Below are 25,628 nucleotides of genomic sequence, written 5' to 3'. Positions count from 1 at the left end.
TTAGTTGATGGTAACAACGGATATTTTCCGCGGTGTAATTGCTGAGACCAAGCGCACAAAAGGGCGGAACTTTCTGCTTGCGCTTATAAGTGCAGCACTTGCTTATTTGCTTGTAGCCGGTCCGATGGCTTTTGTCCGAGGGATAAATTCCATCTTTGTGCCGCATCACCATCAAGAAGTGATGTTGGTGCAATTTTGCATTGTTATTAGTTTCATGAGCGGCTTGTTGGGATTTCGTCCGGCATCAGGAGTTAAAGAAGCCAAAAAACAACGACGTGTTGTTTGGACAATGGTTGGTTTTATTTTCTTGTACATTGCCTGCGCGGTGCTTTGTGAAAAATTGAAGATTACAGTTACCTATGGCTTTGTGCGTGACATTGGACTTGTACTTGTTGCTATAGGAGGAATACTTCGCCTTTGGTCGATTGCGACTTTAGGGCGTTTCCATACTGCCTACGTTGCTCTCATGGAAGAGCACAAGCTTATCCAGACTGGTCCGTACAAGTTTGTTAGAAATCCAAGTTATCTAGGGATGCTTGTCGTTATGGCTGGAATTCCCCTTGTCTATGGCACTTGGTTTCCTCTTTTAGCCATGCCTGGAGCGTTTATAGTCATGAAATGGCGAATGAACGATGAAGAGGCTTTCCTGGCTGAGCACTTCGGGCATGAGTATGCCGAGTATCGGGCGAAGACAGTTCGATTAATTCCGTTTATATATTGATATTTCACATAGGCTCCGGCTCGCAAAGCCTCACCTGCGCTTGCCCTCCGGCTCCCCACGCTCCGCTGGCGGATTGTTCGCCACAATCCTTCGCTCCGCTGTTGTCAATGCTAAATTGAACTTTTTGCCATTGATTTCGTCTTTATAGATAGAAACGCTAAAATTAGGTCAGAGGGTTAACCTATGCCGCGGCCATACGTACCGCTTCATTTGCACACCGAATATAGTCTTCTTGATGGTGCAACACGCATCAAAGAGTTGGTGAAGAAGGCTCGCTCGGACAATATGCCCGCTGTGGCCATTACTGACCACGGCGTAATGTATGGCGCGATTGAACTTTCGAAGACCTGCCATGAAATGGGTGGAGTTAAACCAATTATTGGTTGCGAAGGCTACATCATTGATGGCGACATTACAGATAAGACAACCAAGCAACCGCTCTATCACCTGACACTTATCGCTTACAGCCAGCAGGGCTATAAAAACCTTGTGCGTCTGAATACCAAGGCGCATTTGGAAGGTTTCTATTACAAGCCGCGTATCAATAAAGATCTTTTGGCTCAACACAAAGAAGGGCTGATTGTTTTGTCCGGTTGTTTGGGCGCTGAATTGTGCCAGCATTTGCTTGCCGACAATTACGACAAGGCAAAAGAAGCTGCTGCCTGGTACAAAGAAATATTCGGCGAAAACTATTACATTGAAATTCAAGACCATGGTCAGCACGAAGACCGTAAAGTAAATGTTCCATTAGTCAAAATTGCCAAAGAGCTAGGCGTCAAACTTTGCGCAACCAACGATAGCCACTTCACGCACAAGCATGATGGTGTATCGCACGATGCTCTCTTATGCATTCAGATGGGCAAGATGGTCACTGATGCCAACCGTATGAAATTTACCGGTTGGGAATACATCAAAAATGGCGACGAGATGTCTTATCTCTTCCGCGACCACCTGGATTTCGAGCACGTCGACCAATCAATCAAGAGCACATTGGAAATTGCCGACAAGGTAGAGGCAATTAAGCTATCAGGCGATCCGCGTTTGCCAAATTTTCCTGTGCCGCCAGGTCACACGCCTGAGACTTACATGAATCATCTGGTTCTGGATGGACTCAAGTCACGCTATCCGACAATAACTAACGTTGAAGAAGATCGTGTGCGGGCGGAACTTAAGGTCATCGAGGACATGAATTATGCCTCGTATTTCTTGATTGTGGCGGATTTTATTAATTGGGCGCGCAGCAAAGGCATTCCAGTTGGCCCTGGGCGTGGATCAGCTGCCGGTAGTTTGGTTGCCTATTGCCTGGGTATTACCAACATTGATCCAATACGCTACAACCTACTTTTTGAGCGTTTCTTAAACCCGGAAAGAAAATCCATGCCTGATATCGATACCGACTTTTGTATCGAAAGGCGTGACGAAGTCTTGAAGTACGTGTCGGAAAAATACGGAGCGGATAAAGTAGCGCAAATTATTACATTCAACCGCATGACCTCAAAAGCGGTGTTGAAAGACGTAGCCCGCGTTCTTGAATTTCCATTTGCCGAATCCAACAAGTTGGCGAAGTTGGTGCCTGTCGTTCGCGGCAAGCCGACGCCGCTTGAAGAGATGATCACTGAACATCCTGAGTTCAAGAAGACTTATTACACCAACGAAGAAGCTAAGCAAGTAATTGACCTGGCAAAAAATCTTGAGGGTATAAACAAAACCTTCGGGATGCACGCAGCCGGCGTGGTTATTTCCGATGTACCGCTTGAAGAAATTGTTCCTTTACAGAAGAACAACGATGGAACAATCATCACGCAGTTTTACATGGAAGACTTGGCATATGCCGGTCTTGTGAAAATGGACTTCTTGGGTCTACGCAACCTGACGATGATTGATAGAGCCGTCAAAATCATCAAAGAAACGCGCGGGATAGAAATTGATATTGAAAAAATTCCTATCGATGATCCTGCTGTTTATCAAACGATAAGTAACGGTGACCTGGCTGGTATTTTCCAATTAGAAACCTCATCGGGTATGCGTCAGGTTGCTCGAGATCTGAAACCGTCCAACATAGAAGATATTTCCGCCTTAATTGCGCTTTATCGACCGGGCCCTTTAGATACGGGGATGATCGATAAATTCGTCGATTGCAAACACGGCAAAACTCAAATAACTTATCCAACTCCTCTCTTGGAACCTATCCTTAAGGATACGTACGGACAAATCGTCTACCAAGAGCAGGTTATGCAAATTGCTCAGCAGCTTGCTGGCTATACGCTTGGACAAGCCGACTTGCTACGTCGCGCCATGGGTAAGAAGAAGCCCGAGGAGATGGAGAAGCAGCGCGAAATCTTTGTCAGTGGCTGCGCTAAAAATGGCGTCAAGATTGAAATTGCCAATAAGCTCTTTGATCAACTCGTGGCATTTGCTGAGTACTGCTTCAATAAGTCGCACAGCCAAGCGTATGCCGCTGTTACGTATCAGACAGCCTATCTAAAGACGCACTATCCAGTTGAATACATGACGTCGCTATTGTCCTCTGTTAGTGGCGACCAAGACAAACTGCAAGGCTATATCGCCGAGTGTCAGGCCATGAGCATTGATATTTTGCCGCCTGACATAAATGTATCCGGTGCTGACTTTACAGCTGATGGCAATTCCATTCGCTTTGGATTGTCCGCCGTTAAAAACGTCGGACAAGCTGCTATTGAAGAAATAGTTACAGTGCGCGAACGTGACGGCAAGTATAAAACTCTGCAGGACTTCATCAATCGCATTGACCACCGCGTCGTCAACAAGCGTTGTCTTGAAGCGTTAGTTAAGTGTGGTGCTTGCGGAAGTTTGGACGTAACTCGCAAGACAGCTTTGACCAATTTGGAAAAGCTTGTCGATTCTGCAGGACGTAGACAAGCCGAGCAAGCGTCCGGACAAATCAGTCTCTTCAGTTTGTCGAGTGGCGGCGACGCGCCGATGGTTGTTATTGAACTGGCTGGAGATGGAAGCGAATATTCAGAAGCTGAAATGCAGATGATGGAGCATGAGCTTCTTGGATTTTATGTGACCAGTCATCCATTGCAGCGCGTAGCTAATAGACTGCGCCTGCTTACGACACACGCTTTGAAAGATATCCGCGAAGCATCTGACGGAACGACTGTAATTCTAGGCGGTCTGGCGACAAGTGTAGAGAAGCGTCTGACAAAGAAAAACAAGTTACTTTGTATTGTTGGGTTAGAAGATTTAGCTGCTAAAACCGAAATTGTCATTTATAGCGAACTACTCGAAAAACTCGATCCCGATGTACTAGTCTCCCAGGCACTTTTGCTGATTAAGGGTAAGGTGAAGAAGGGCGATGAAGGGGAAATATCCATTTTGGCAAGTAGTGTCCGCCGTGTAGCTGATGCTTCGCTCGTGAATATCTATTTGACCGAGAAACAACAATTCGGTGACTTGCACAGGTTGAAGGACGTTCTCAACTGCTACAAAGGCGAGGACCCTGTCCTGTTGCATTTCCCTGAAGAAGCTCACAACAAACTAATTCTCGTCGGTAGCCAATTCTGGGTAGACGCAAAGAGTGGTTTGCCAGGCGCCATAAAGAGCAACCTATGGCCCGATGCTGAGATACGGATCAATCCTGTAAGAGTATAAGGCTCGTCAGAACTGAAAGTAAATAAACGACGGTGTTGAATCCGGGCAGCAGACGAGCAGAATCATCAACAAGAAAGCTAGATATGCAGGTTTAAATCCTGGTATGGATGGAAATTCCGGCATAATGCCCGGTGTTTCCTTGAGCTTTGAAACAAGAATTTGTGCTGCAAATAAAGCAAGAAGAACAAATGGCAAGATTGCGAAGATAATTGAATCGTTTGTATTTAATATACTCGGCCGGCAATTTTCAAGCTCGAAGAACATCTTGCTCAAAATAGTCGATGCGACTTTCATCGTCTGAGCGCGGAAGAAGACCATGCTTACTGTCCATGAATGGAAAGTCAGAGCAATTGCAAATGCTGTGTATGGTTTGGTTTTTGTTGCCGCATCCAGTGCTGGAACTTTGTCGGCAACTGTTCGCCATGCCTTGTTAATGATTAGCCAGGTGCCCAGAGATAGTCCCCAGAAAAGGAACTGCATCGATGCTCCGTGCCAGAGTCCGCCTAATGCCATAGTAATTAACAAGTTGCGGTAAGTAAGCAGTGTTCCGCCTCTGCTTCCACCTAGAGGAATGAAGAGATAATCACGCAACCAGCTTGAAAGGGAAATGTGCCAGCGGCGCCAAAACTCACTAATTGAGGTAGAAAGATAGGGCAAATTGAAGTTGAGGGGCACCTTGAAGCCCATGAGTTGTGCAGATCCACGCGCAATGTCCGTATAACCAGAAAAGTCAAAATAGATTTGGAAAGCAAAGGCATATGCAGCCAGCCATGCATCTGCACCATTTAGTATTTCCGGGTGGGCATAACAGCGATTGACGATAGGGGCAAGGTTGTCGGCGAAGCAGACCTTTTTGAATAGACCAAAGAGAATAAGCTCAATTGCTTCGTTGAATTCAGGAGTTGTCAGCTTGAGTTGTTTGTTTAACTGTGGAATGAAATCCTGATAGCGCTTAATGGGACCGGCAATCTGTGTCGGGAAAAACGATGGGAATAAAGCAAATTGCATGAATGAACGCACCGGCTGACCACCGCGATAAATGTCGACGAGGTAGTGGATAAATTCAAATACAAAGAAGGAAATACCCAGGGGCAGAATGATGTTGATGGCGATGGGCGGCAGTGCCGGTGCGTGTACGAAGCTGAAAATGTCGTTGACCGTGTCATGCAAGAAATAGGCATATTTGAAAAAGGCTAATACGGCTAAGTTGAGTGCAACGCCAAGAGTCAATATCAATTTCTTGTGTTCCGGCTTTGCCGCCATGAAAAGACCAATTGCATAATTCACTGCCGTCAAAGCAAATATGAGCAGTCCATAGATAGGTTTCCAGAACATGTAGAAGACGTAGCTGGCTACCAGCAAAAATGGCGTTCTAAATTTCGCAGGCACGAGCCAATAAAGTCCGACGACTATCGGTAAGAAAATTAAGTAGGCTAAGCTGTTAAATAACACTCTATTTCCTTATAAGCTCGACTTTGGTTTGCCTGCCAGTTGCACATTCGCCTGTGAAGTTAGGCTTGCCTGTAATTGTTTATCGTTGGCGATGTGAGCGCCAATACACTGCAAGACCTTAATGCCGCCGCTGCCGTTCATATGAATCCAATCAGTGAAATCGAGTTCCCGGCAATTTGCAAGCTCGTCAGTATTGAGAAAACTGCAGTTGTATTCTTTCGCGACGGACTTAATAGTAGAGAGATGTCTTTCGTAAGTGCCGGGCGGCATTAGCTGCTTGACCATCGGTGTCACAGGAGTATTGACCAGCAATACTTCAATGCCTTGTTTTTTGCAGAATTCAATGCAGAGCTTCAGCCACTTTGTTTGATTGTCGAATTGTTCGTTATTGGCTTTCTTGAATCTTCTCTTGCAGTCATCGACAGCATTGATGAAGTGATATGGAGCTGTTGGGTGAGCAATCCAAACACCTTGCTGAAGTTCATCAACATAGATGGCTAATTTTCTATCTTCATTTGATTTAGCGTCTAGTTGGCTTACAGGAAGTTGTGACAACATTGGTTTGACGACAGAGCGTAACTGTTCTGATGCCACTAATTGAATGTCGTGGTTCTTGCTCTTAATAAACATGGTTTGTTCGGCGTAATAGACAAGGCGACGCCATAACTCAGGCATGGCCAATTCCAAAGGTGGCTTTGGTTCAACAAAACGCGCTAGATATTTGTAATGACGTGATGATGCCGCGGAGCCAAAAGTATTGTCCATAAAATCTCGCGGGTGCAAGGTAATCACCACGAGATTCGGTTTCTTTTGTGAGTTGAAGAGCGCATTGACGATCATGTAGTCGTCTGAAGGCATAACGCCTGGCATGGCGAAATTGAAACAACTTGGTTGTGTGCCAGGTGCGCCTTTTTTGATGGCATCTTCAAGGCAACGACTGCGATGGTCAATTACAAGATCAACATCCTCATTACGGTAAGTTGCTTCACCCAACCACAGCGGGTGCATCATCGCCGATGAGCCAAATACAACGACATTGAAAGACGTCTCCGGTTTGCGATATTCATTGGCTGCCCACCATGCCCAGCCATGACCAACAGGCAGACTTTCAGGATCAATTTTTTGCAATGGATTGAAAACAGCCAAAAGCAAATTGACCACAAGGACAATCAATAAGGCGCCCAAAATCGGCAGGCGTCTGAAAATAGAGCCGGACGGCGGATTTGCAGGCTTAGTGGAGTCCGAATTGGACATGTTGCAAAGAGCTAGATCCGATACATATAAGGAATTCTTGGCATGATACAAAACCATGCTCGCCAGTACCTTAGAGTGACAATAGATTATCTAGCGCTTATCCTTGAGCTGGTACTTCTTTGGCTCCAAGTTATTTGAGCACGGTACCGGATGTGGTATCAAGCCGGGTGGTATCCTAAATGAGAGCTTTTATGATCGCTGAAAGGATGCTGTAATGAGCAAATCGTTGTTTGTATCGATTAATCACATTCCTGTTAAACCAGACAGAGCCGAAGACTTCGAGCGGATGTTTAAAGAGCGGGATAGAGGCGTCGAAAAAATGTCCGGGTTTATTAGCCTGGACTTGGTAAGACCAGGAACACGTGCCATGATGGGCGGTCCGGAAGTACCGGGGACGGAGTATCAAGTATTAACCAGATGGGAAAGCCGCGAGGCATTTAATGGCTGGGTTCACAGTGATGAATTCAAAAAGGCCCATTCTCGACCAGTCGATGGCAGCATATTTGACGGCAAAAGTTATCTAACATTGCACGACACTGTTGAAGGTGTTGGCGTTCAGAAAAATTCTGTGGAAGTCTAATTTGGATACTTAAAACAAAAATGCCTCCGATAACACGGAGGCATTTTTGTTTGTAATAGGGATTCCTTACCTTACGCCACTTCTTGTTGGGTCAGCATTTGTTGCTAACTCAGAATCAGAGACACCGGCTCCAAATAGTTTAACCAGTTTCTCTTTGGAAGCCGTGAAACCGTTTCCGGCTTTTTCAGCGGTCCATTGAATTCCGGTCAATGTTTTAACAGCACCAACCTGGCAACCATGCCCAACCCACTTGGTGCCGTCCCAAATTTTTGATCCGGCTGCGGCGCTGCCTTCTTTGATTGAAGTTCCCGCATTAGCCAGAGTTTCCTTGAAACCATTCTGGTGCGCGTTGCTCACTTTTTCTTTGGTGGCAGATGCACCGGTGGCAACCTTTTCTCCACCCCACTTCAATCCATGACCAATTGCTTTGACACCTTTTACGGTGGCTCGCGATCCGGCGGCGATATCATATCCGGTGGCTTTGGTTGTCGTAACAATACCGCTGCCAATTTGACCAAGTCCTTCTCTTATTGTTGGACGATCAGATGAGATAAGACTTGGAGTCTTTTGAACAACTGGTGCTTGAGCCTTCGGTGTGGTTGCCGGTTTGAATTCTTTGCGCTCGGTTGTTGTCGTTGAAGGAACTGATTTCAAAGGCGTCAACGGTTTTTCCGACTTGACTTCCGGTTCGTCAAATTTGATGTCTTTTGGTTTCGGCTGTTCTTCTGGCTCGAACAGAGTTTCTTTTGCTTTTTCCTTGGCGGCAATCTTTCTTGCTTTTTCCCGTTGCTTCTTGAGTTTGGGATTTCTGCCTTCCTCGGATTCCTGCGTGTTCTTTGGCGCTGGAACCATGAAATATGGATCTAGTACCGACGATGCTGCGTTTGCCGGCAGATGCATTGCTGCTATAACACAGCCTGCCACCAAACCTGGCACCCTCTTGTTTGAAACTCTCATCAAGTCGTTCCCCCTAGTCCAATCACGCACGTATAATTCCACCTGTGCTTTTATAGCACAAGCTAAGAAATGTTTCATCACTTTCTAATACCATTTGTTCAGGCTGCGTATAATTGGCATGACGCATTTCGAGGAGTTGTTTTTTCATGCAGGACTATCAAACAGGGCCAGTTCTTTTTGTTGCTATAGTGCTTATTTGGCCAATAGTTCTCGGCTGTATGGGCGCTTACAAGGCTTTCTTTGCTAAATCCAGCGAAGAATAAAAACCGCCACTATTGGATATGCAGTGTATATCCAATGTCAGAAATTTAGTTTGTTTACTGTCGATTGATCTTTGTTTGTTTGAGGGTTTGTCTCGTGCTCATGCCCAGCTGGTAGTTTGACTATCTCTACTGAACATGGGGCATGTGATACTACAGCCTCAGAAACACTGCCTAATAGAAATCGAGTAAAACCACGTCTGCCATGTGAACCCATCACAATTAGGTCGGCAGGCCATTCTCGAGCAGTTTCCAGAATCTTGTCCTTTATGTAGCCTTCAAACACGTCGCTTATCACGTTGTCGGCGCCAAATTTCTGTTCAAGCTTTTGGGTGGCATCATTTACTAGTCTTTTTGCTGACTCAAGTATTTCCTTTTGTGCCTCCAGAGCTAGTGGCACGTAACTCGTGTGCCAACCGGCGTACTCCGGATGGAACGGCTCGACGACAGAAACTGCTCTAAATTTGCTGTCTTTTGGCCAGGGACGACCTAAAACTGAATCCAAGGCAGCTAACGAGTGCGGCGAATCATCTATAGCCAACAGAATGTTCATTGTCTTTCTCCTGCAACTCCTATCTCGATCTTACAACTCTACGCGTTATAAGACCGAAAATCACTATGAATAGCTACGACTTTTCACGCCTACAGGGGAAGCCGTAATTGGCTTTCTGACTCATTATTAAATATGGAGGCATTTAATCTTGGGGTGGTTAACAATGAATTCCGGGGAAGTTTGGAGCAACAATTTTTACAACTTAGGACAAGCAAGTTTTGAGGCCGGGAGCTATGCTCACGCGGTTATGATGTTTTCCCAGGCGGTCAAGGCAAATCAAAACAACTGGCAGGCTCGTTTTTACCTGGCCCAGTCCTGCCATGCGGCCAAAATGTACGAGGAGGCATCCATCAATTTCAGGCACATTATTAGAGTTTGCCCGGATGAAGAGCTACGTCAGCGAGCATCCGTGGCTCTCAATTCAATTGAATCAACGAGCCTGGTGAGATGGTTGTTACATCCTTTACAGTCAACAAAGCTTTCAGCCACGGCCTAGCTTGCTTGTGCTAAGTTGAAATTACACATCCGTGGTAACGTTACCGATTTTTACTAGCTAAGTATCGGCATTACGCGTACCCACGGGTGTCTTATTTATGCTCCGGTTCCGTCTTCGCGTTTTGCAAACGCTACGACTTCACCTTCGCCAGCCATCCGGCATTTCCATCTGCGCTCGGCAGCGACCTGCTCATCGCAGCTCTTGCCTCGCTTCAATTAGGCTCCGGCTGCGTTTCACTTCGCCTTCGCTTGCCGTTCGGCAACATGAGTGCGCTTCGCAGCGACCGCTTCATCAGCGCTCTTGTCCGACGACTCGCTGAGTCGTCTCCTTGCTTCTTGTTATTCTTTGCTGCCGATTAGGATGATGTTGGTGCCGATTTGGTATGGGAAGCCATTTTTCGGGTTCTTGATTTTGCCGTTGGCATAGAAGCCGACAGAGCCGGTTTTGAATTCGCGGGCTTCGGCAGTTAATGTACCCCAGACTTCGCCACTGGCTGTCTTGAACTCAAGGACTAAGGCTGGCGGTGCGTCTGTGTCTCTTTTGGCCATGATAATTCTCCTAAATAGGTTTTCCAAGTTTACAGGAAACTGATACCACTCCTGAGAATTGAAAACTTATGCTTATTATTTGGGCACATATTTTAGCCGGATTTGGCGCCTCAAAGATGCCGGAAAAGTAGATAAAATGGCTAAAAATGACCATCCGAACGGCTTGACATCTGCCTTAAAATCGGTTAAGCTTTGCCTGCTTCGGGCGTTCGGAGCATTTACTAGACAAACAAAGTACCAGAGGCTCCTTAAGTGGAGTTGCACGGACTTTGGCTGTGGGGATTTTGTTATGCGGAATAAAGACTTTTCTAGAAGGCGAGGTCAAAAAGGAGAATTCCTTATTGATGGCTCGCTTTCGATTGCCATGTTATTTGGATTGGTGATGTTGCCTTGTGCTGATTTGGCTACTTTGGGCATGCGTCATGTGTTTTTGTCAGCTGCTGCCCGCAACGCGGTGCATGTAGCGTCTAAAGCCAAGACATTCGAGACCAGCCTGAACAAGCCTTCGGCTAAGGTCGTTGCCGACCAGGTAGCTAAAGCTACTGCAAATGGCTTTTCCGGAATTGATGTTGAAAGCGTGGATACCTATATTTTGGCCACTAATTTGGACACCCAAGAAACCATTCGTTATAGCGACAAGCTCCCGAGACCGGCTGACACCAGCACCTATGTCTACAATGTAGAAACAGTTTTGACAGCCAAAATACATCCTCTCTTTACGCTTAATAAGGACTTGATGGGTTCGATACCTGGTTTGACGGTGCCGATGGAAGGCAAAGCGTCAGCTCAGGAATATTGCGAGCACACCCAAGGTCTTAACTACTAATAGCCATGAACAAAAAAAGACAGCTACGAAATTGTCGCGGCCAATCATTGGTAGTGCTGGGAGCATTCCTTGCATTATTTGTGGTGGGTGTTCTTGGGATGTTCGCATTTGATGCAGGACGAGTAGAAATTGCCCGCGAGCAACTGATGGGCGCCTGCGATGCAGCCGCTCTATCCAGCGTTTGTACTCTGGCGGGCTCGGACATAGCCAATGCAAGTGACGCGCATACGCATGCCATCAACTTGGCGATGAATTCGTTCCAACAAAATTACGTGATGGGTAAGCTTTTGAGTAATGCGACTCAGGGTGCCAAGAACGCTAATCCAGGACCGGACGAAGCGGTAGTGAATATAGAAATCCTAGATCCGCACAACAATTACCAGCCTGTAAGTGCCGGTGATCCCAGAGGCAAAGTCGTCAGAGTTTACGGTTCTTATGGAGTTGTGCCTGTCTTTGCAAAATTTCTTGGCGTAGACAAAGTTGTTGTGCATGCCAACTCGTCAGGCGGAATTCCGCAGCTTGATTTGATTTTGTGTTTCGATGTCTCGGCATCGATGGATGATCAAACCAAAGTTACCTTTGTTAAACGTCAATTCGATCCTGGTGCAAACAAAATCGCTTATACAATTACTTCTACAAATGGTTCGCCAGTTGGACCTACAGCTGAAGGACCAATAGCTGCTATTGTGGGAGCCCAGCCATCGGGAACAGCTTTGAATGGTTTGTCACCACAAAATTTGGAATGTGCTGATTACACAACTAGCCACCCGCTTAATTTCAGTGAGAGTACCGATGCCAAAGGTTTGCGCGGCGCAACAAATACTGGATCGCCTCCAGGAAACTATCCCGGTCCTTCTGCAAGTGGTGTTGGTGGTGCGTTCACATTTACAGATGTGGTAGTAAATTTGGACGGCAATGTGAAATTCCAAGGTTTCAGCAAAGACGGTTATGACTTCCCCGATGTGGCAACACTTGTGGAAGCAGCACGCGGCAATTTAGAAAACGAAGCTGTTTTCCAATCTAGTAAGGCAAAACAGTCGCTGCCTTATTTGACTCCCAGACCAGGCTATCAGGCAAAGTATCTGGAATGTGCTAGGCCTCAGCAGCAACCGATTGAGGATGGCAGATATGCAGCACAGTATTTCCTTAACATCATGAACATTAATACGGATGCTCACTTTGGTGTGGTTTCCTTCTCTAACGAGGCTGGACCAACAAAACTGCCTGGCTTCAATGTTTCCCCTAAATACAATGCCGGCGGCACATGTGAAGTAGTCATACCGACAGTGGAATTAAGTCGCAATCAAAATAATTTCACTAATGTTATGTCGGCAGTCGGCAGTGTAGAAGCTTATGGATCAACCAATATTGGTGATGCAGTCAACACAGCTGTTCAGCATTTGAAAGCACAAAATAGACCAACGTCCAAGCAGGTAATTGTGTTGTTTACGGATGGCATGCCCACACAAGGTGGACCGCTAAGCAATGATCCGTTTACCAATGCGCGGCAAGCTGCTGTAAAAGCACATGACGCCGGTATTCCTGTTTTTACATTAGGATTGGCGCAGAATCAGGAAATCATTCCTTACGAGACGGCAATTCTCAATGATACTAATGACGATCCAGGTTCCGGTGGTATTGCTGCTATCTCGGGTAATGGTGCAAGATTCTATTTGGTCACGGATTCAAGTAAGTTGCGTGCAACTTTTGAAAACATTGCTCGCCAGTTGGTTCAATTGATTGATACAGGGGTGGAAGAATGAGAAGGCGTAAGCAGAAAGGTCATCTGATGTTTGAATTGCCTATGGCTTCATTTTTCATTGTCTTGATTGCTTTGATAACAGCCAACATGAGTTTGCTTCTCTGGGGCATCAACTTCAACGATCGTGCGTGCCGTGATGCTGCTCGCTCTGCTGCACAAGGCAGTGATTACGAGAGTGCACTCAAGCTTGCTAAAGCGTCTTTGAAAGCGCACCGCGCCGATGGATTTATGATTGAACAACCGGAGTTGTCTGCCGGTGACTTTGTCTATGAGGATTTCGGCGGCACAGCACCAGCTGATGTGTCACCATACGTCAAGGTTAAGACGACAACGCGTGTGAGAATTCCAGCGCCTATTATGTTGTTGGGTTTGGCGCCAACGTCTAACGGCTTTATGAACGCTACTTGCATCTATTGCTTCCCCATTGTCAAATTCAAGCTTCGCTTGAGCTAGCTTGAACCATTGAAACAAGGTACTTGGACAAAGTATCTTGACCACCTGATTTAACAAGGTCGATTACTTTGGAGCCGGTAATAACTCCATCGGCACCGAGTGCAATCATACGCTTTGCGTGCTCTGGTGAGGAGATGCCGAAGCCAACAAGTAGAGGGAGTTTCGTTGACTTCTTAACGGTGCTTATAAGGTCCTGTAAGCGCTGATCAAAGTCTTCATGAGTTCCCGTAATACCCAAGCGAGATACGACATATAGGAAGCCGCTGGCTTGTCCTAAAATCAACTCCAGCCGTTTTGGCGTCGTTAAAGGCGAGACTATAAATATCTGTGCCAATCCGTTTTGCCGAGCAAGATTGGCTGGTTGCTCCGATTCTTCCGGTGGCAGGTCGACGATTAGAATGCCGTCTACCCCTACTTCTTTTGCTTTAGCGTAAAAGGCTTCCGTGCCATATTTAAGAACCATGTTGTAATACACAAGCAATCCAATTGGAATCATCTTTTCAAAAGTTCTCACTTCTGCAATTAAATTCAACGCGTCGTTTACGCTGAAATTCGAGGCAATTGTTTCAACGGCTGCTTGTTGAATGGTCGGGCCGTCGGCAATTGGATCGGAAAAGGCTATGCCCAGCTCAAGGGCACTGGCGCCTGATTGAATCATGGTTTTGATGGTCTCGAGGCAGGTGTCTCTATTTGGCCAGCCAAGCATCGTAAAAGGGATAAATGCCTTTTTGTTGTTCGTTTGCAAGTGAGCAAAGGACTCGTCGTACCGATGTGTTAATGTCTCAGGCATTAGGCATCTCCTTAAGCACCTGTTCTAAATCTTTATCGCCGCGTCCTGAAAGGTTGACGAGGATGTTTTTGCCTTTACCTGCGCCGGCTGCTAACTCTTTGGCATAGGCCAGAGCGTGAGAACTTTCCAGGGCTGGAATTATTCCTTCCAGTTTGGATAACTCGTTGAAAGCACTAAGTGCTTGCGCATCAGTTGCCGATTCATATTGCGCTCGGCCGATTTCTTGCAAATAGGCATGCTCGGGGCCAACAGAAGGATAGTCAAGACCGGCAGCCATACTGTAAGTCTCTTGCACTTGCCCATCTTTGTCTTGCAACAACATGCTCATCATGCCGTGTAAGCAGCCGACTTCTCCTTTTGCTAAAACGGCACCATGTTCGTGCGTATTCAGTCCTTTGCCGGCTGGTTCTACGCCAATGAGTTTTACTTCTTTGTCGTCCAGAAAGGCAGCGAATATGCCAATGGCATTTGAGCCGCCGCCAACACAGGCAAGCACATAATCAGGCAGTGTCTTGCTGCGTTCTAGAATTTGCGCGCGCGCTTCATCACCGATTATTCTCTGGAAGAATTTTACAAGTGTGGGAAATGGATGCGGTCCGGCTGCTGTGCCCAGCATGTAATGTGTATCTCGCAAATTGGAAATCCAATCTCGCAACGCTTCGTTTATTGCATCTTTTAGTGTGCGCCCACCGGTTTTTACTGAATGAACTTTTGCACCCATTAATTTCATTCGCAAAACATTTGGCATCTGTCGCTCAATGTCCACTTCGCCCATGTAGATTTCCGTAGGAATTCCCATAAGTGCGCCGGACATGGCGGCAGCTACGCCGTGTTGTCCGGCGCCAGTTTCGGCTATGATGCGCGTCTTGCCCATGTATTTGGCAAGCAAGGCTTGTCCTAGTGCGTTGTTGGTTTTGTGAGCACCGCCATGAACTAAGTCTTCGCGTTTTAGATAAATATTGGCGCCCCACTGTTTAGATAAGTTGGTTGCTAGATAAAGCGGTGTTGGACGTCCGGCATAATTTACCAACAAATCCTTGAGCTCATCATTGAATTTCTTATCGTTGGATAAGCGCAGGAATGCTTCTTCCAGCTCTTCGAGAGCAGGCATTAACGGTTCTGGTGCATAAACACCGCCGAATTTGCCAAACTTACCTAGTGACTGCATAAGCTATTCTCCCTGACTGTTTGACAAAAACGTTTTACTTTGTCGTGATCTTTTTTGCCTGGTGAACTTTCAACACCAGAGGCAACATCCACCGCGAAGGGCCGCAGGGTGATGAGGACCTCTTTGACGTTATCCGGTGTCAGTCCACCGGCGAAAAATAATGGCGGCAACTCTTTGTGGTTTTTGGTCACTCTGGTTGCCGTAGCTAAAAGCCGCTGAATGTCATCCGCATTGTTTTTTGCTCTGTCCAACAAAATGTAATCAGTAAAACCAATATATTTACCGATGGATTCTGCTGTTAAGCTATCTGTCAATTCAAAGGCTTTGATCACTTCTTCGTCAGTAAATGCGCAGCACTCAGGGCTTTCGCTGCCGTGATACTGCACTAGTGACAGACCTAGAGCAGAGACGGTGAGATCCACTTCTGTAGGAGAATTGTCCTTGAACACACCAACTATTGAAACTCGATCATCCAACTCGTGAACTATTTCTTTGGCGGCGTCAAACGAAATTGCGCGCGGACTTTCTTTGACAAATATCAAACCAATAAAATCGGCGCCTGCTTCAACTGCGCAACGTGCATCTTCAATATTGGTGATACCGCAAATCTTTACCTTACTCATCGTCCACTCAGCTCCTTGAGCTTGGCTTCTAGATCCTTAGCTTTCATCAAGGCGCTGCCAATAAGAAAGCGCGAACAGTAAGGAGAAAGACGGTCGATATCCTGCCTGCTTTCAATTCCGGAGGCAGATACCGCTATTGCATAATCAGGTATTAGCGGTGCTAACCTTTCTGTTGTTGAGAGATCAATTTTTAGATTGTCCAGATTTCGATTATTAATCAGCAGTACTTGAGGTGTTATATCAAGTGCACGTTTTAATTCTTCCTCGTTTTGAATTTCAACGACAGGAGTCATCCCCAGTTCAAGAGCTACGCTGTGCAAGGCGGCAAGTCTATTGTCTTCTAGCGCTTTCACGATAAGAAGAATTGCCTCGGCACCCTTCAGTCGTGCTTCGTATATTTGAAAGACGTCAATAATGAAGTCCTTGCAGAGCACCGGCAAGCGCGTGTAATGAACAACATCTTTCAATAAAGTCAAGCTGCCGCCGAAGTAACGCATATCCGTGAGTACCGAAATAGCTGCTGCGTATTTGTTGTAGGCATCAAGAATTGGCTTTATATCCGGTTCCTTTTTGAGAACTCCAGCAGATGGAGAGGCAGGCTTGATTTCAGCAATTAGACGCAAGCCACCGCCAGTGAGACTTTTTAGAAAATCACCGGTTCCAGGTTCAATAGAGTTTTCCAGTTCGGCAAGACTTGTGGCGGTCTTGCGCACTTCAATTTCTTCGCGTTTGTGGGCAATTATTTCAGCAAGTACAGTTGATTCTGGCATATGCCCTCCTTAGTTGATCGAGCTTTTTCATAACCAAACCATTGGACAATAATTCTTGTGCTTGTAGGCGTCCTTCTTCTATGGAGCCGGCACGTTCAGCGGCATATAGACCCGCACCTGCATTTAAGCAAACAAGCTCGTAATAGTCAGAAGATTTGTCTGAGCCTTCAAATAGTTTTACAAGGGCTTTGGCCCCTTCTTCCGGTTTTAATGCTTCGCTGCTGTCAGCTTCTTTTTTATTACTTAGTGTTGAAGCGTCATAAGTGGTTTCGGTCTTTGCGCCACCTACAACTTCCATTAAAGTGATTGGAGAATAGTGGCATAACTCATCTAGATTATTCTCGGCCCTTACGACGAGAGCTTTTTTAGGTTGAACATGTTTAGACAGATATTCAGACACGATATGTTGCATCGTTGAGTCGGAGATGCCCATTAGTCTGTAGTTAGGTTTGAAGGGATTTAGGAGTGGTCCGATGTAATTGAATATCGTCTTGATACCAAGCTTCTTGCGTAAGGGCGCAAGCTTGGCAAGAGAAGGGTAAGCTTGTGGAGCGAAGAGAAAGATCAAGTTCGTTTCTTCAATCAGATTACCGATTTCTGCTATCGGTATGTTGGATGAAAAGCCCAGTGCTTCCAATATGTCGAAGCTGCCACTTGAGCTGCTAACGGCGTGATTGCCGAATTTTGTGACTGTCAGACCGGCAGTGGAAAGCACAAAAGCAACAGCCGTGGATGTGTTGTAACGCGAAATGCCACTGCCACCTGTGCCTGAGCAGTCGATAAAACTATTGCCGTCAATCTGTTGAATACCTTCAATACAGGTGGCGCGTATTGTTTCAATGAAATTATGAACAGTGTCTACATCAAGTTTTTCAGGAGTTAAGGCAATGAGATTTTCCTTGAGTTCCTCTTCGGGTAACTCAAGATTGATTATTTTGCCTATGTATTCAGGTGTCAGCATATTTCCACGAAATTCCTTAATATGGTCTGACCGGCAGGTGTACCAATAGATTCCGGGTGGAATTGCACACCGTAAAGTGGGTATTCTTTGTGTTGCAGTGCCATTATTTCGCCATCGTCTGAAGTGCGGGCGGTAATCTCCAACATTTTGGGAAATTCGTTATCTTCGGCAACCAAAGAGTGGTAGCGCATAGCTTCGAAATTGCCTCCGAGACCCTTGAACAATTTCGATTCTTTTGTAATTTCAATCGTGCTTGTTTTGCCGTGGACAATTTTCTTGGCTTGACCGACTTTGCCGCCAAGGTGCTGCACCATGCCTTGATGTCCAAGACAGACTCCAAGAATTGGTATGTTTAATTTGGCATGTTGGCGAATTACATCCTTGCAGACACCGAAATCAGCATCATGCGCCGGATGTCCCGGTCCGGGTGAAAGAATTATTCTAGAAGGCTTTTTCTTTACGATCTCATCGAAAGTAATGGCATCGTTGCGTACCACTTCGACGTGTTCATCTGTTAGTTCCTGAACCATTTGATAAAGGTTGTACGTAAATGAATCGTAGTTGTCGATTAATAGAATAGACATTACTGCAACCTCTCAGCTAATTTGATTGCCGTCAAAACGCTTTTGGCTTTATTGCGTGTTTCGTTGAATTCAGCAAGAGGGTCTGAATCATAAACAATGCCGGCTCCGGCATTCACATGTGCATAGCCGTCTTTGATTACTGCCGATCTAATAGCTATTGCGCCATCGGTATTACCGAAGCAATCGAAGTAGCCAACGGTGCCAGAGTAGATTCCTCGTTGTTCCGGTTCCAGTGTCGAAAGTAGTTGCATCGCGCGAATTTTGGGAGCGCCAGATACCGTGCCGCGAGGAAAACATGAGCGGACTAAATCAAATCCATCTTTCTCCGGCTTCAACTTTCCTGAGACATCGGTCGCCAGATGCATCACATGGGAGTATCGAGTTATCTGGGCAATCTCACCGACTTTTACGGTACCGACCTGACAAATGCGTCCTAAGTCATTTCGTCCTAGGTCGACTAGCATTCTATGCTCGGCCAATTCTTTTTCGTCTCTCTGCAACTCATCGGCAAGTTCGATATCTTCTTGTTCGGTTGCGCCACGGGGACGAGTACCGGCAAGGGCACGCAGAAGAGCATCGCCGTTTTTCGCTCTAACAAAAGTCTCCGGTGAAGAACCCACATATTCAAAACCGGGACACTTTAAGAAGTAGCCATAGGGAGAAGGATTTATTGCTTGCAGAATTCTATAGATGGTCAGGGCATCGCTTCTAACCGGTTGACTGAATCGGTGTGAGACAACAATCTGGAATACCTCACCCTGGACGATGAATTCTTTGGCGTCTTTAACAGCGGACATGAAAGTATCTTTTGTAAATGGTCCACTAACATTCTTGAATAATTCTTCTTCGGTTAAGCTGCCGGTTGTCTTCAGTGGTGTCAAATGCCTTGCCGATAAGAGTTTCTTCTGAAGAGATTCAGCGTGATCACTTCCGCGATAGGAAATAATATGAATCATGCGCAAGAGGTGATCAAAGATTACTACAGAGTCATATAGCCCATAAAATCCTTCCGGCACGTTGAAAGGATCTTCTGACTGCTGTGGAATGCCTTCAAAGTATTTTGTAATTGCATAACCTAGATAACCGACCAGTCCGCCGGCGAAAGGCAAATCCGAAAGTGGTTTGCTCGGTGCGATAGAGGATTGAAATTCCACTAGTTGATCTTTCAGCAGTTTCAATGGATCAGTGAATTTCTTTTCTTCAACAGAGGCGTTGTTCTTAATTGTGGCGTTACCGTTTTTCAGACATATTGTCTTAATTGGATCAACGCCCATTATCGAAAAGCGAGCTAGCCGCGTATCGGATTCACTGCTTTCAAATAGAAAAGCCGTATCAACATCGGCACTTAATTTGTGAAAAGCGGAGACAGGCGTTTCAACATCTGCCAATATCGAGATGATGGTTGCTGTTTTTAATTGGTTTGCTGCTTGAGTCATTTGTTTGCCTTTAATCATGATAAAAGAAAGAACCGCAGGATATAAGAGCAAGCCTGCGGTTCTAAATACTTATATGTATGGACGACAAAGGCTGCTCAGGTTTTATGACCAGAGCCACCAATTTTTGTTTGTTACATTACGTGTCATATTTGCTTTTGTCGTTTTCTGAATTGGAACTAATGCCGCTTCCTAAAGTCTATATCTATATAACTAGATATTGGGGAAAGCGCTCAAAACGCTGTTGATACGGCAATGTTAACACAGGTCCTAACGTTTGCAAGGTTCGTTAATTGCTGGAGCGTTATTTCTGCTTGACTAAAGGGCATATGCCATGTAGGATCATCGGGCCGGCGGGAAAGTCGCCAAAAAAGAGAGAACAATGACCACTTTTAATTATTACTGGTACAAGAAGGTTTGCCTGGGGTGACGTAGGTCGCTTTTATTCATCCAGGTAAACCGCAGGTCTTGTATCTGCGGTTTTTGTTTTTAAAGGGCTAATTAAGCAAATGACTTTCAACGCATCTCCAACCACAACTTGGTATAGCTACTGGACCAGGGGACGACCCAGGTAGGTTGAACATGAGCATTTAAGCCATTTCAAGCCTGGGTCCGCCATAGAGCGACCCAGGCTTTTTGTTTTTCACATTCACATTAAGAGGACAGAACAGTGTTACAAGCAAAACTAGCAAGCAAGCAAGAAGAAGGACATAAATCGACAGTACGCATCTCCGAGCGCCTGGAAATAGGCGGCAATGAGATAGTGATTCTTGGCGGACCATGTGCCGTTGAGAGCCGCGAACAAATGGACCAGGTAGCCACAGAACTGGCTCCAGCTGCCATTCAGGTCATCCGTGGCTGTATCTTCAAGCCCCGCACGTCCCCTTACTCCTTCCAAGGACTCGGTCAGGAAGGAGTAGCTGTTTTGGATGAAGTTCGCCAAAAGCACAGCCTGCCTGTAATTACAGAAGTTATGTCCGTTGAGCACGTCCAGCAAGTCTTGGGACATGTGGACATTTTGCAAATTGGCAGCCGCAACATGCAAAACTTCGAGCTTCTGAAAGCTGTAGGACAGACCGATTTGCCGGTATTACTGAAACGCGGTCTGGCTGCCACATTAGAAGAGCTGCTTATGGCTGCCGAATACATCATGAGCCAGGGTAATCATCGCGTGATTCTTTGTGAAAGAGGAATTCGCAGCTTTGACCCCGAAACCCGCAATGTCCTGGATTTGGGCGCAGTTGTCGCCCTCAAGCATCTGACCCACCTGCCTGTCGTGGTTGACCCAAGCCATGCCGCCGGCAAGCGGGAGCTGGTTGCCGACCTTGCCCGCGCTGCAGTTGCCTGTGGCGCCGATGGACTAATCATCGAGTGCCATCCGGAGCCGGAAAAGTCGGTCTCAGATGCTCGCCAGGCATTGTCTTTAGAGGACATGGCTAATCTGGTTAAGAGCATTAAGCCAATAGCTGAAGCTATCGGTAGAAGACTCATTAACACCAAGCCGAACTTCTCTGTAGTGTCGGGTCTGGCTGTTGGACATCAGAGCGAAGATCGTTGCCGCGCTTAGTTAATCTAATAATTTAGGGGATAGGAAAATGAGTTCAGTAAATAACACGGCAAACACAGCGCGATGGCAAAGCAATTTATCCATTGCGCAAGCCGAAGTTGAAACGGGGGCAGATACAATTGCTGTTCCGCAAATTTGTGAGCTGCGTCACAAAATAGATCGTATCGATAGCGACATCGCTAAATTGCTTGTAGAAAGATTTTCTGCTGCTCAGAAAATAGGTAACTTGAAAGCTGAAGCCAAACTGCCTGTATTGGACAATCTGAGAGAAAAAGAAGTTTTGCAGCGGGCGATCGACGCCGCAGATGATCCGGCAAGCAAACAAGCACTGGAGACAATCTTCACTGTAATTATGGAACAGTCAAGAAAAATCCAGGCTCAGATCAAAAATGAAAAGAATAAGTCCTTGGCGTTTCCAGAAGTGTTAGTGATTGGCGTAGGACTTATTGGTGGAAGCCTTATACGACAAATAAACACGATGCTTCCTGATACACGCATCTTTGGTTGTGACGAAGCCGTTAAGTTGCTGTCTGTTTTCGAAGCCGGATTTATAGAAAAGGGCGACAGTAATTTCACTAACCTATTGCATGAGGCATCTTTGGTAGTTCTAGCTTCTAGTCCAAAGACCAATTTAAAACTGCTCAAGCAAATAGCCCCATTTTTGAAACGGGGACAAGTGGTGATGGATGTCACCTCGACAAAATCATCCATATGTAAGTTGGCTGAGCAGTTAGACCTAAACGAAGCTGAGTTTATTGGCGGACATCCTTTTATGGGAAGCGAAAAGCAAGGCTTTGAAGCATCCTCCGAAGTAAAGGTAGATGGCTCGGTGTTTTGCTTGACGCCAACTGCTAAGTCGTCGGAAGTTTCAATCGGTCGAGTTTTACGATGGCTTGGCGATCTGAATTTTCGGGTTGAAGTCATGGATGCAAAATCACATGATGCGGTTGCTGCCAGAATCAGTCACCTCGTTCAGTTAATAGCTGTAGCGTTGGGATCGTCTATGAAGGAATCGCTTAGTGAAGAAGAGCTTGCGGCGATATCTGGTATTTCCGGCAAAACCTTTCGTGAATTGCGAAGGCTGATGAATTCACCGAGTGCGATGTGGAGTGAAATTGTTCAGCAAAATGGTAGTGAAATCATTCAATCACTGAGTGATTTGCGTGCGAAACTTTTAGAGATAGAAGGCGCTATTGAATCGGGTGATCAACTAAAGCTTGCCGAGCATTTTGAAAATGCAGCAGAAATTCCTCAGGCTTAGTTAAGTAAAGCAAACACCGGCAGGGGTATGGACTGCCGGTGTATTGCAATAGGTCATTGCGCGAGCTTGTTAAGCTTTTGCACCACGGAATTGGTGGCCCATAGGACCGCCGTGGCCGCGGAAACCGCCTCGTGAGGGGCCGCATCCACGCTTATGACCGTAGCCATGGCGCATCTTTGAAAAAGCTGCGCGTTGCTCAGCTGTGAAGACATCAGCTGCTGCCAACTTAAGATTTAGTCTTGCGGTTGACAGATCGCCCTTCAAGCCGTTGATTTTGCCCTGCAAGCTAATCGCTGCAGACTTATCTACGGTTGGCTTCTTGAAGACAGAGCGTAATTGTGACTTTGCCACTTGCAATTCGGCCTTTTTAGTTGCCGTATCAAGAGTGTATTGATTGCGAAGCGCCATCAGTTTTTCACGTTGCTCAGGGGTGACTTTCAAAGTCGGGTCAATTGAGACCTGTGCTTGTGCTATTTCAGGTTCGACAACAGATGGGGCATCCTGAGCGAACACTGGTGTTGACATGAGCAATAGGGCACTCAACGCCAGAGATGGGAGTAATTGCATTTTATTTTCCTTTACTAGTGTTTTGTGATTTTGGGGCGTGTGTGTGGACTCACGAAAGAAGTAGACGTCAAACGGACCTACGGGTTCCTGACCAAATGGTTGGTGCCTTGACTTGTTGGTTTTTGCGGAGACTGTGGACTATTTAGACCTTGACTGGCGTTTTCGCGATCGGAGATTCTATTGCTGTTGGAGTATGTTCTTCTTCGGATATTTGAGGGACGTGTTTTCCAAAGCCGAATATTGATAATCCAATGATGCCCGTTAGGCACATCAAGAGTGAGCAAACCGTGATAATTCCTGTTGGATCAAAGTGGGCATACAGAGGCGCGGCAATTAATAGGCCCAACGAATAACCAGCATTTGTTGCAAGTAAGCGAAATGCCAAAGCCTTACCTAAATGTGAATTGTGTATTTCAGAGGTAATCAAATTTAGAGTTATAAGTTCACCCATCGGACCACCAAGAGCGGCAAAGGCCGAGGCTAACAGTGATAAAGGCAACCAGTGGCTGAAGGCAATTACTATAAAGCCAATACCAAGCACAAAGTCTGCGGCAAACATGACCAGTGCTTTTCTGTGAATCTGAACGTTGGACATAATGATATTTGCCAGAACATTGCCTAGACCATAAGCGCCGACTATGAAGCCAAAGTCGCCAATGTCGCCGGCTAACGTTGTTTTGATAAGAATAGGGATGCCCACGGTAAATGCGCAGCCCCAGAGTCCGGACATTACAAATGTGGTTAGAAGACCAGCTGCTATTAACTTGTGATCTTTGACAGCGTTGAAGCCTTCCAAAAGATCAGAAATTATGTGTGTAGGATGGACGGACGTTGTTTTGGGCTCATTCCATTTGATGTGAGCACTTAAGGCAAAGATGCCTGCGGCGGAAACCAAAAAGCTGACAGCGTCGATGGTGTAGAAGTGATGCAATGGAAAGAGAGCCACAAGAAATCCGGCAAGGGTTGGGCTTACTGTTCTAGCTATACGTTGGGTGATATCTATTAGACCGTTGAGAGCCGGTAAGCTTTTTGGTGATGGTGATACCAAAGGCAAGCTTGCCTGCAATGCTGGATCAAATAAAGCGCTGAAGATGCCAATCGCTAATCCGACAAACATAAGATGCCAGAAGTTGATTGGTCCATAAGCTGCGGCGATTGGAAGGGTGGCGACTGCAAGAAAACGAATAACGTCAGATGCCACCATAATTGCGCCGCGATTGAATCTATCGGCTAGAACACCGCCCAAAACTCCAAAGGATATGCGCCCAATTGAGATGGCTGCTGCCACAAAAGCTGCCTTAGAGCCAAAAGATTGAACAGCCATCCATATTGCTGCAATCATATAGAGATGATCACCAAAGGCGGAAAGAACCTGGCTCACCCAGAGGGCGGCCATTTTTGGTTCCTTTAAGACTTGTATGTAATTCATAGTCTTGTCCTTTGGTGCGGGCGCATGCAATGCGACCCTACAGAGATTCCGTAACTTACGCCTTTGTGTGCATGAGATCTACACAATTGCAGGAATTGAATTGGGAAGTTTCAGAGAGTAAGTTAGATACTCGTCATCAGTTTTATATCCAAGTGATTCGTAGAGTGCTTGTGCATTTTTGTTTGTGTGTGCTGTTTGCAATTCAACAAAAATAGCTCCATTGGCAATGCAGTATTCCTCGGCTGTCTTCATTAGTTGCTTGGCTATTCCGTGGCGGCGGCAGTTCTCGTCGACGTATAAGTCGGAAAGATACATGTAATGCGTCATGGCAAGAGATGACAGTCGAGGATAAAGCTGAGTAAATCCAACGATTGTTTCTTTTCCGCTTGGTTGTTTAGCTACCGCTGCAAAAATTATTGAACGGTTGTTCGATAAATTTTCAGTGATGAATACTCTTGCTTTATCTAAAGCAGGTTGCATTTTATAAAAGCTGCGGTACGAGTTGAATACGGGCATGAGTGCTTCCACATCGCTCAATTCAGCTCGGCGTATTTGTAGTTGCATGTTGACCTCCATAAAAAAGTGCTTTTCCGGATACCACGCGCGTAACTTCTTTGGCGACTGTCGGTGCGCTTTTAATGCCTCCTGAACTCCACCCTGTTGCCACTATCAGTTCAGGTAATTCCTTAAAGCATTTGACTACGCCATAACCGTCATCGGTGAATGCGTCGTAACTTCTTTTGGCGGAGATGCTCTCGACCATAGTGACCCAGGGGAAGTGATTTTGCAATAGATTATGTAGTCGATTCGACAAATCGTTAGATACTTCATGGTCGTAATGGGATTTCATGACTGCGCCTTTGCTGGCTCTTGTTACCTAACGAACCAAGAAATACGCTGCCATCACGAAATGGTGCCACGTAGAATCCTGCTATATTGAAAAATATAAAAAGCTGAATTCTCGTCAAGCCCAGCCTGTG

25 protein-coding genes are annotated in these 25,628 nt (G+C 46.0%); 9 read left to right on the top strand and 16 right to left on the bottom strand.

Features of this window, described 5'->3' with window-relative positions:
* Positions 1-7 precede the first annotated feature (7 nt).
* Both K2Y22_16230 and K2Y22_16225 read left to right on the top strand, forming a co-directional pair.
* Positions 8-721 carry an isoprenylcysteine carboxylmethyltransferase family protein gene (locus tag K2Y22_16230; protein ID MBX9880007.1) on the top strand — a complete coding sequence of 238 codons (714 nt, stop codon included), beginning with the start codon at positions 8-10 and terminating at the stop codon, positions 719-721.
* Between the two features lie 183 nt (positions 722-904).
* Positions 905-4,354 (top strand): DNA polymerase III subunit alpha, encoded by a 3,450-nt coding sequence (locus K2Y22_16225; protein ID MBX9880006.1) that lies wholly within the window; start codon positions 905-907, stop codon positions 4,352-4,354.
* A gap of 6 nt (positions 4,355-4,360) precedes the next feature.
* On the opposite strand, the gene K2Y22_16220 is transcribed toward K2Y22_16225, so the two are convergent.
* Complete coding sequence (locus K2Y22_16220; GenBank protein ID MBX9880005.1) at positions 4,361-5,806, bottom strand: hypothetical protein; 1,446 nt, start codon at positions 5,804-5,806, stop codon at positions 4,361-4,363.
* 9 nt (positions 5,807-5,815) lie between these two features.
* Positions 5,816-7,060: a hypothetical protein gene (locus K2Y22_16215; protein MBX9880004.1), complete on the bottom strand. Its 1,245-nt coding sequence runs from the start codon at positions 7,058-7,060 to the stop codon at positions 5,816-5,818.
* 214 nt (positions 7,061-7,274) lie between these two features.
* Here K2Y22_16215 and K2Y22_16210 point away from each other — a divergent pair, with 214 nt between their 5' ends.
* Positions 7,275-7,640 carry an antibiotic biosynthesis monooxygenase gene (locus K2Y22_16210; protein MBX9880003.1) on the top strand — a complete coding sequence of 122 codons (366 nt, stop codon included), beginning with the start codon at positions 7,275-7,277 and terminating at the stop codon, positions 7,638-7,640.
* Between the two features lie 66 nt (positions 7,641-7,706).
* Here K2Y22_16210 and K2Y22_16205 read toward each other — a convergent pair whose 3' ends face one another.
* Positions 7,707-8,597 carry a hypothetical protein gene (locus tag K2Y22_16205; protein ID MBX9880002.1) on the bottom strand — a complete coding sequence of 297 codons (891 nt, stop codon included), beginning with the start codon at positions 8,595-8,597 and terminating at the stop codon, positions 7,707-7,709.
* Between the two features lie 300 nt (positions 8,598-8,897).
* Complete coding sequence (locus K2Y22_16200) at positions 8,898-9,410, bottom strand: universal stress protein (protein ID MBX9880001.1); 513 nt, start codon at positions 9,408-9,410, stop codon at positions 8,898-8,900.
* Positions 9,411-9,573: 163 nt separating this feature from the next.
* Between K2Y22_16200 and K2Y22_16195 the strand changes: the two genes are divergently transcribed.
* Positions 9,574-9,906, top strand: coding sequence for a hypothetical protein (locus K2Y22_16195; GenBank protein ID MBX9880000.1), 333 nt, complete (start codon positions 9,574-9,576; stop codon positions 9,904-9,906).
* 338 nt (positions 9,907-10,244) lie between these two features.
* Here the strand turns inward: K2Y22_16195 and K2Y22_16190 are convergent, their stop codons facing one another.
* Entirely contained in the window at positions 10,245-10,454 is a 210-nt protein-coding gene (locus K2Y22_16190) for a hypothetical protein (GenBank protein MBX9879999.1), read from the bottom strand.
* Between the two features lie 289 nt (positions 10,455-10,743).
* Here K2Y22_16190 and K2Y22_16185 point away from each other — a divergent pair, with 289 nt between their 5' ends.
* Genes K2Y22_16185 through K2Y22_16175 form a run of 3 tightly spaced genes read left to right on the top strand, consistent with a single transcriptional unit; the run spans position 10,744 to position 13,495 of the window.
* Positions 10,744-11,280 carry a hypothetical protein gene (locus K2Y22_16185; GenBank protein ID MBX9879998.1) on the top strand — a complete coding sequence of 179 codons (537 nt, stop codon included), beginning with the start codon at positions 10,744-10,746 and terminating at the stop codon, positions 11,278-11,280.
* 5 nt (positions 11,281-11,285) lie between these two features.
* On the top strand, positions 11,286-13,043 hold the full coding sequence (locus tag K2Y22_16180; protein ID MBX9879997.1) for a VWA domain-containing protein: 1,758 nt from the start codon (positions 11,286-11,288) through the stop codon (positions 13,041-13,043).
* Positions 13,040-13,495, top strand: a complete 456-nt coding sequence (locus tag K2Y22_16175; GenBank protein MBX9879996.1) for a hypothetical protein — start codon at positions 13,040-13,042, stop codon at positions 13,493-13,495. Before K2Y22_16180 ends, K2Y22_16175 begins: the two co-directional genes overlap by 4 nt.
* Here the strand turns inward: K2Y22_16175 and trpA are convergent.
* From trpA to K2Y22_16140, 7 genes are read right to left on the bottom strand one after another with little or no spacing between them, the layout of a single operon-like run.
* Positions 13,476-14,285 (bottom strand): tryptophan synthase subunit alpha, encoded by an 810-nt coding sequence (trpA, locus tag K2Y22_16170; GenBank protein ID MBX9879995.1) that lies wholly within the window; start codon positions 14,283-14,285, stop codon positions 13,476-13,478. The two genes, K2Y22_16175 and trpA, sit on opposite strands and share 20 nt — an antisense overlap.
* On the bottom strand, positions 14,278-15,453 hold the full coding sequence (gene trpB, locus K2Y22_16165) for a tryptophan synthase subunit beta (protein ID MBX9879994.1): 1,176 nt from the start codon (positions 15,451-15,453) through the stop codon (positions 14,278-14,280). The genes trpA and trpB overlap by 8 nt, the downstream gene beginning before the upstream one ends.
* Positions 15,441-16,076: a phosphoribosylanthranilate isomerase gene (locus K2Y22_16160; protein ID MBX9879993.1), complete on the bottom strand. Its 636-nt coding sequence runs from the start codon at positions 16,074-16,076 to the stop codon at positions 15,441-15,443. The genes trpB and K2Y22_16160 overlap by 13 nt, the downstream gene beginning before the upstream one ends.
* The gene (locus tag K2Y22_16155; GenBank protein MBX9879992.1) at positions 16,073-16,846 is read right to left on the bottom strand and encodes an indole-3-glycerol phosphate synthase TrpC; all 774 of its coding nucleotides are present in this window, start codon (positions 16,844-16,846) and stop codon (positions 16,073-16,075) included. The genes K2Y22_16160 and K2Y22_16155 overlap by 4 nt, the downstream gene beginning before the upstream one ends.
* On the bottom strand, positions 16,821-17,807 hold the full coding sequence (gene trpD / locus K2Y22_16150; GenBank protein ID MBX9879991.1) for an anthranilate phosphoribosyltransferase: 987 nt from the start codon (positions 17,805-17,807) through the stop codon (positions 16,821-16,823). The genes K2Y22_16155 and trpD overlap by 26 nt, the downstream gene beginning before the upstream one ends.
* Complete coding sequence (locus K2Y22_16145) at positions 17,801-18,391, bottom strand: aminodeoxychorismate/anthranilate synthase component II (GenBank protein ID MBX9879990.1); 591 nt, start codon at positions 18,389-18,391, stop codon at positions 17,801-17,803. The genes trpD and K2Y22_16145 overlap by 7 nt, the downstream gene beginning before the upstream one ends.
* On the bottom strand, positions 18,391-19,827 hold the full coding sequence (locus K2Y22_16140) for an anthranilate synthase component I family protein (protein MBX9879989.1): 1,437 nt from the start codon (positions 19,825-19,827) through the stop codon (positions 18,391-18,393). Before K2Y22_16140 ends, K2Y22_16145 begins: the two co-directional genes overlap by 1 nt.
* 667 nt (positions 19,828-20,494) lie before the next feature.
* Between K2Y22_16140 and aroF the strand changes: the two genes are divergently transcribed.
* Positions 20,495-21,391 carry a 3-deoxy-7-phosphoheptulonate synthase gene (gene aroF / locus K2Y22_16135; protein ID MBX9879988.1) on the top strand — a complete coding sequence of 299 codons (897 nt, stop codon included), beginning with the start codon at positions 20,495-20,497 and terminating at the stop codon, positions 21,389-21,391.
* A gap of 28 nt (positions 21,392-21,419) precedes the next feature.
* Positions 21,420-22,652 (top strand): prephenate dehydrogenase/arogenate dehydrogenase family protein, encoded by a 1,233-nt coding sequence (locus K2Y22_16130; GenBank protein ID MBX9879987.1) that lies wholly within the window; start codon positions 21,420-21,422, stop codon positions 22,650-22,652.
* 69 nt (positions 22,653-22,721) lie between these two features.
* On the opposite strand, the gene K2Y22_16125 is transcribed toward K2Y22_16130, so the two are convergent.
* The 4 genes from K2Y22_16125 to K2Y22_16110 form a co-directional block, all read right to left on the bottom strand.
* A complete protein-coding gene (locus K2Y22_16125; protein ID MBX9879986.1) occupies positions 22,722-23,219 on the bottom strand; it encodes a Spy/CpxP family protein refolding chaperone in 498 nt (165 codons plus the stop codon).
* A 142-nt stretch (positions 23,220-23,361) separates the two neighbouring features.
* Positions 23,362-24,648, bottom strand: coding sequence for an MFS transporter (locus K2Y22_16120; GenBank protein ID MBX9879985.1), 1,287 nt, complete (start codon positions 24,646-24,648; stop codon positions 23,362-23,364).
* Positions 24,649-24,726: 78 nt separating this feature from the next.
* Positions 24,727-25,212, bottom strand: a complete 486-nt coding sequence (locus K2Y22_16115; protein MBX9879984.1) for a GNAT family N-acetyltransferase — start codon at positions 25,210-25,212, stop codon at positions 24,727-24,729.
* On the bottom strand, positions 25,187-25,498 hold the full coding sequence (locus K2Y22_16110; protein ID MBX9879983.1) for a hypothetical protein: 312 nt from the start codon (positions 25,496-25,498) through the stop codon (positions 25,187-25,189). The genes K2Y22_16115 and K2Y22_16110 overlap by 26 nt, the downstream gene beginning before the upstream one ends.
* Positions 25,499-25,628 lie beyond the last annotated feature (130 nt).

This window comes from Candidatus Obscuribacterales bacterium (assembly GCA_019744775.1).
Classification (GTDB): Bacteria; Cyanobacteriota; Vampirovibrionia; order Obscuribacterales; family Obscuribacteraceae; genus SBAT01.
The sequence above is the reverse complement of the archived record's forward strand: the minus strand, read 5'-3'. Positions and strand labels throughout refer to the sequence as shown.

Bases quoted from the DNA above. Each gene is read 5' to 3' on its own strand.
- K2Y22_16230 (MBX9880007.1), top strand. From the start codon at position 8: ATGGTAACAACGGATATTTTCCGCGGTGTAATTGCTGAGACCAAGCGC.
- K2Y22_16225 (MBX9880006.1), top strand. From the start codon at position 905: ATGCCGCGGCCATACGTACCGCTTCATTTGCACACCGAATATAGTCTT.
- K2Y22_16215 (MBX9880004.1), bottom strand. From the start codon at position 7,060: ATGTCCAATTCGGACTCCACTAAGCCTGCAAATCCGCCGTCCGGCTCT.
- K2Y22_16210 (MBX9880003.1), top strand. From the start codon at position 7,275: ATGAGCAAATCGTTGTTTGTATCGATTAATCACATTCCTGTTAAACCA.
- K2Y22_16205 (MBX9880002.1), bottom strand. From the start codon at position 8,597: ATGAGAGTTTCAAACAAGAGGGTGCCAGGTTTGGTGGCAGGCTGTGTT.
- K2Y22_16200 (MBX9880001.1), bottom strand. From the start codon at position 9,410: ATGAACATTCTGTTGGCTATAGATGATTCGCCGCACTCGTTAGCTGCC.
- K2Y22_16195 (MBX9880000.1), top strand. From the start codon at position 9,574: ATGAATTCCGGGGAAGTTTGGAGCAACAATTTTTACAACTTAGGACAA.
- K2Y22_16190 (MBX9879999.1), bottom strand. From the start codon at position 10,454: ATGGCCAAAAGAGACACAGACGCACCGCCAGCCTTAGTCCTTGAGTTC.
- K2Y22_16185 (MBX9879998.1), top strand. From the start codon at position 10,744: ATGCGGAATAAAGACTTTTCTAGAAGGCGAGGTCAAAAAGGAGAATTC.
- K2Y22_16180 (MBX9879997.1), top strand. From the start codon at position 11,286: ATGAACAAAAAAAGACAGCTACGAAATTGTCGCGGCCAATCATTGGTA.
- K2Y22_16175 (MBX9879996.1), top strand. From the start codon at position 13,040: ATGAGAAGGCGTAAGCAGAAAGGTCATCTGATGTTTGAATTGCCTATG.
- trpA (MBX9879995.1), bottom strand. From the start codon at position 14,285: ATGCCTGAGACATTAACACATCGGTACGACGAGTCCTTTGCTCACTTG.
- trpB (MBX9879994.1), bottom strand. From the start codon at position 15,453: ATGCAGTCACTAGGTAAGTTTGGCAAATTCGGCGGTGTTTATGCACCA.
- K2Y22_16160 (MBX9879993.1), bottom strand. From the start codon at position 16,076: ATGAGTAAGGTAAAGATTTGCGGTATCACCAATATTGAAGATGCACGT.
- K2Y22_16155 (MBX9879992.1), bottom strand. From the start codon at position 16,846: ATGCCAGAATCAACTGTACTTGCTGAAATAATTGCCCACAAACGCGAA.
- trpD (MBX9879991.1), bottom strand. From the start codon at position 17,807: ATGCTGACACCTGAATACATAGGCAAAATAATCAATCTTGAGTTACCC.
- K2Y22_16145 (MBX9879990.1), bottom strand. From the start codon at position 18,391: ATGTCTATTCTATTAATCGACAACTACGATTCATTTACGTACAACCTT.
- K2Y22_16140 (MBX9879989.1), bottom strand. From the start codon at position 19,827: ATGACTCAAGCAGCAAACCAATTAAAAACAGCAACCATCATCTCGATA.
- K2Y22_16130 (MBX9879987.1), top strand. From the start codon at position 21,420: ATGAGTTCAGTAAATAACACGGCAAACACAGCGCGATGGCAAAGCAAT.
- K2Y22_16125 (MBX9879986.1), bottom strand. From the start codon at position 23,219: ATGCAATTACTCCCATCTCTGGCGTTGAGTGCCCTATTGCTCATGTCA.
- K2Y22_16120 (MBX9879985.1), bottom strand. From the start codon at position 24,648: ATGAATTACATACAAGTCTTAAAGGAACCAAAAATGGCCGCCCTCTGG.
- K2Y22_16115 (MBX9879984.1), bottom strand. From the start codon at position 25,212: ATGCAACTACAAATACGCCGAGCTGAATTGAGCGATGTGGAAGCACTC.
- K2Y22_16110 (MBX9879983.1), bottom strand. From the start codon at position 25,498: ATGAAATCCCATTACGACCATGAAGTATCTAACGATTTGTCGAATCGA.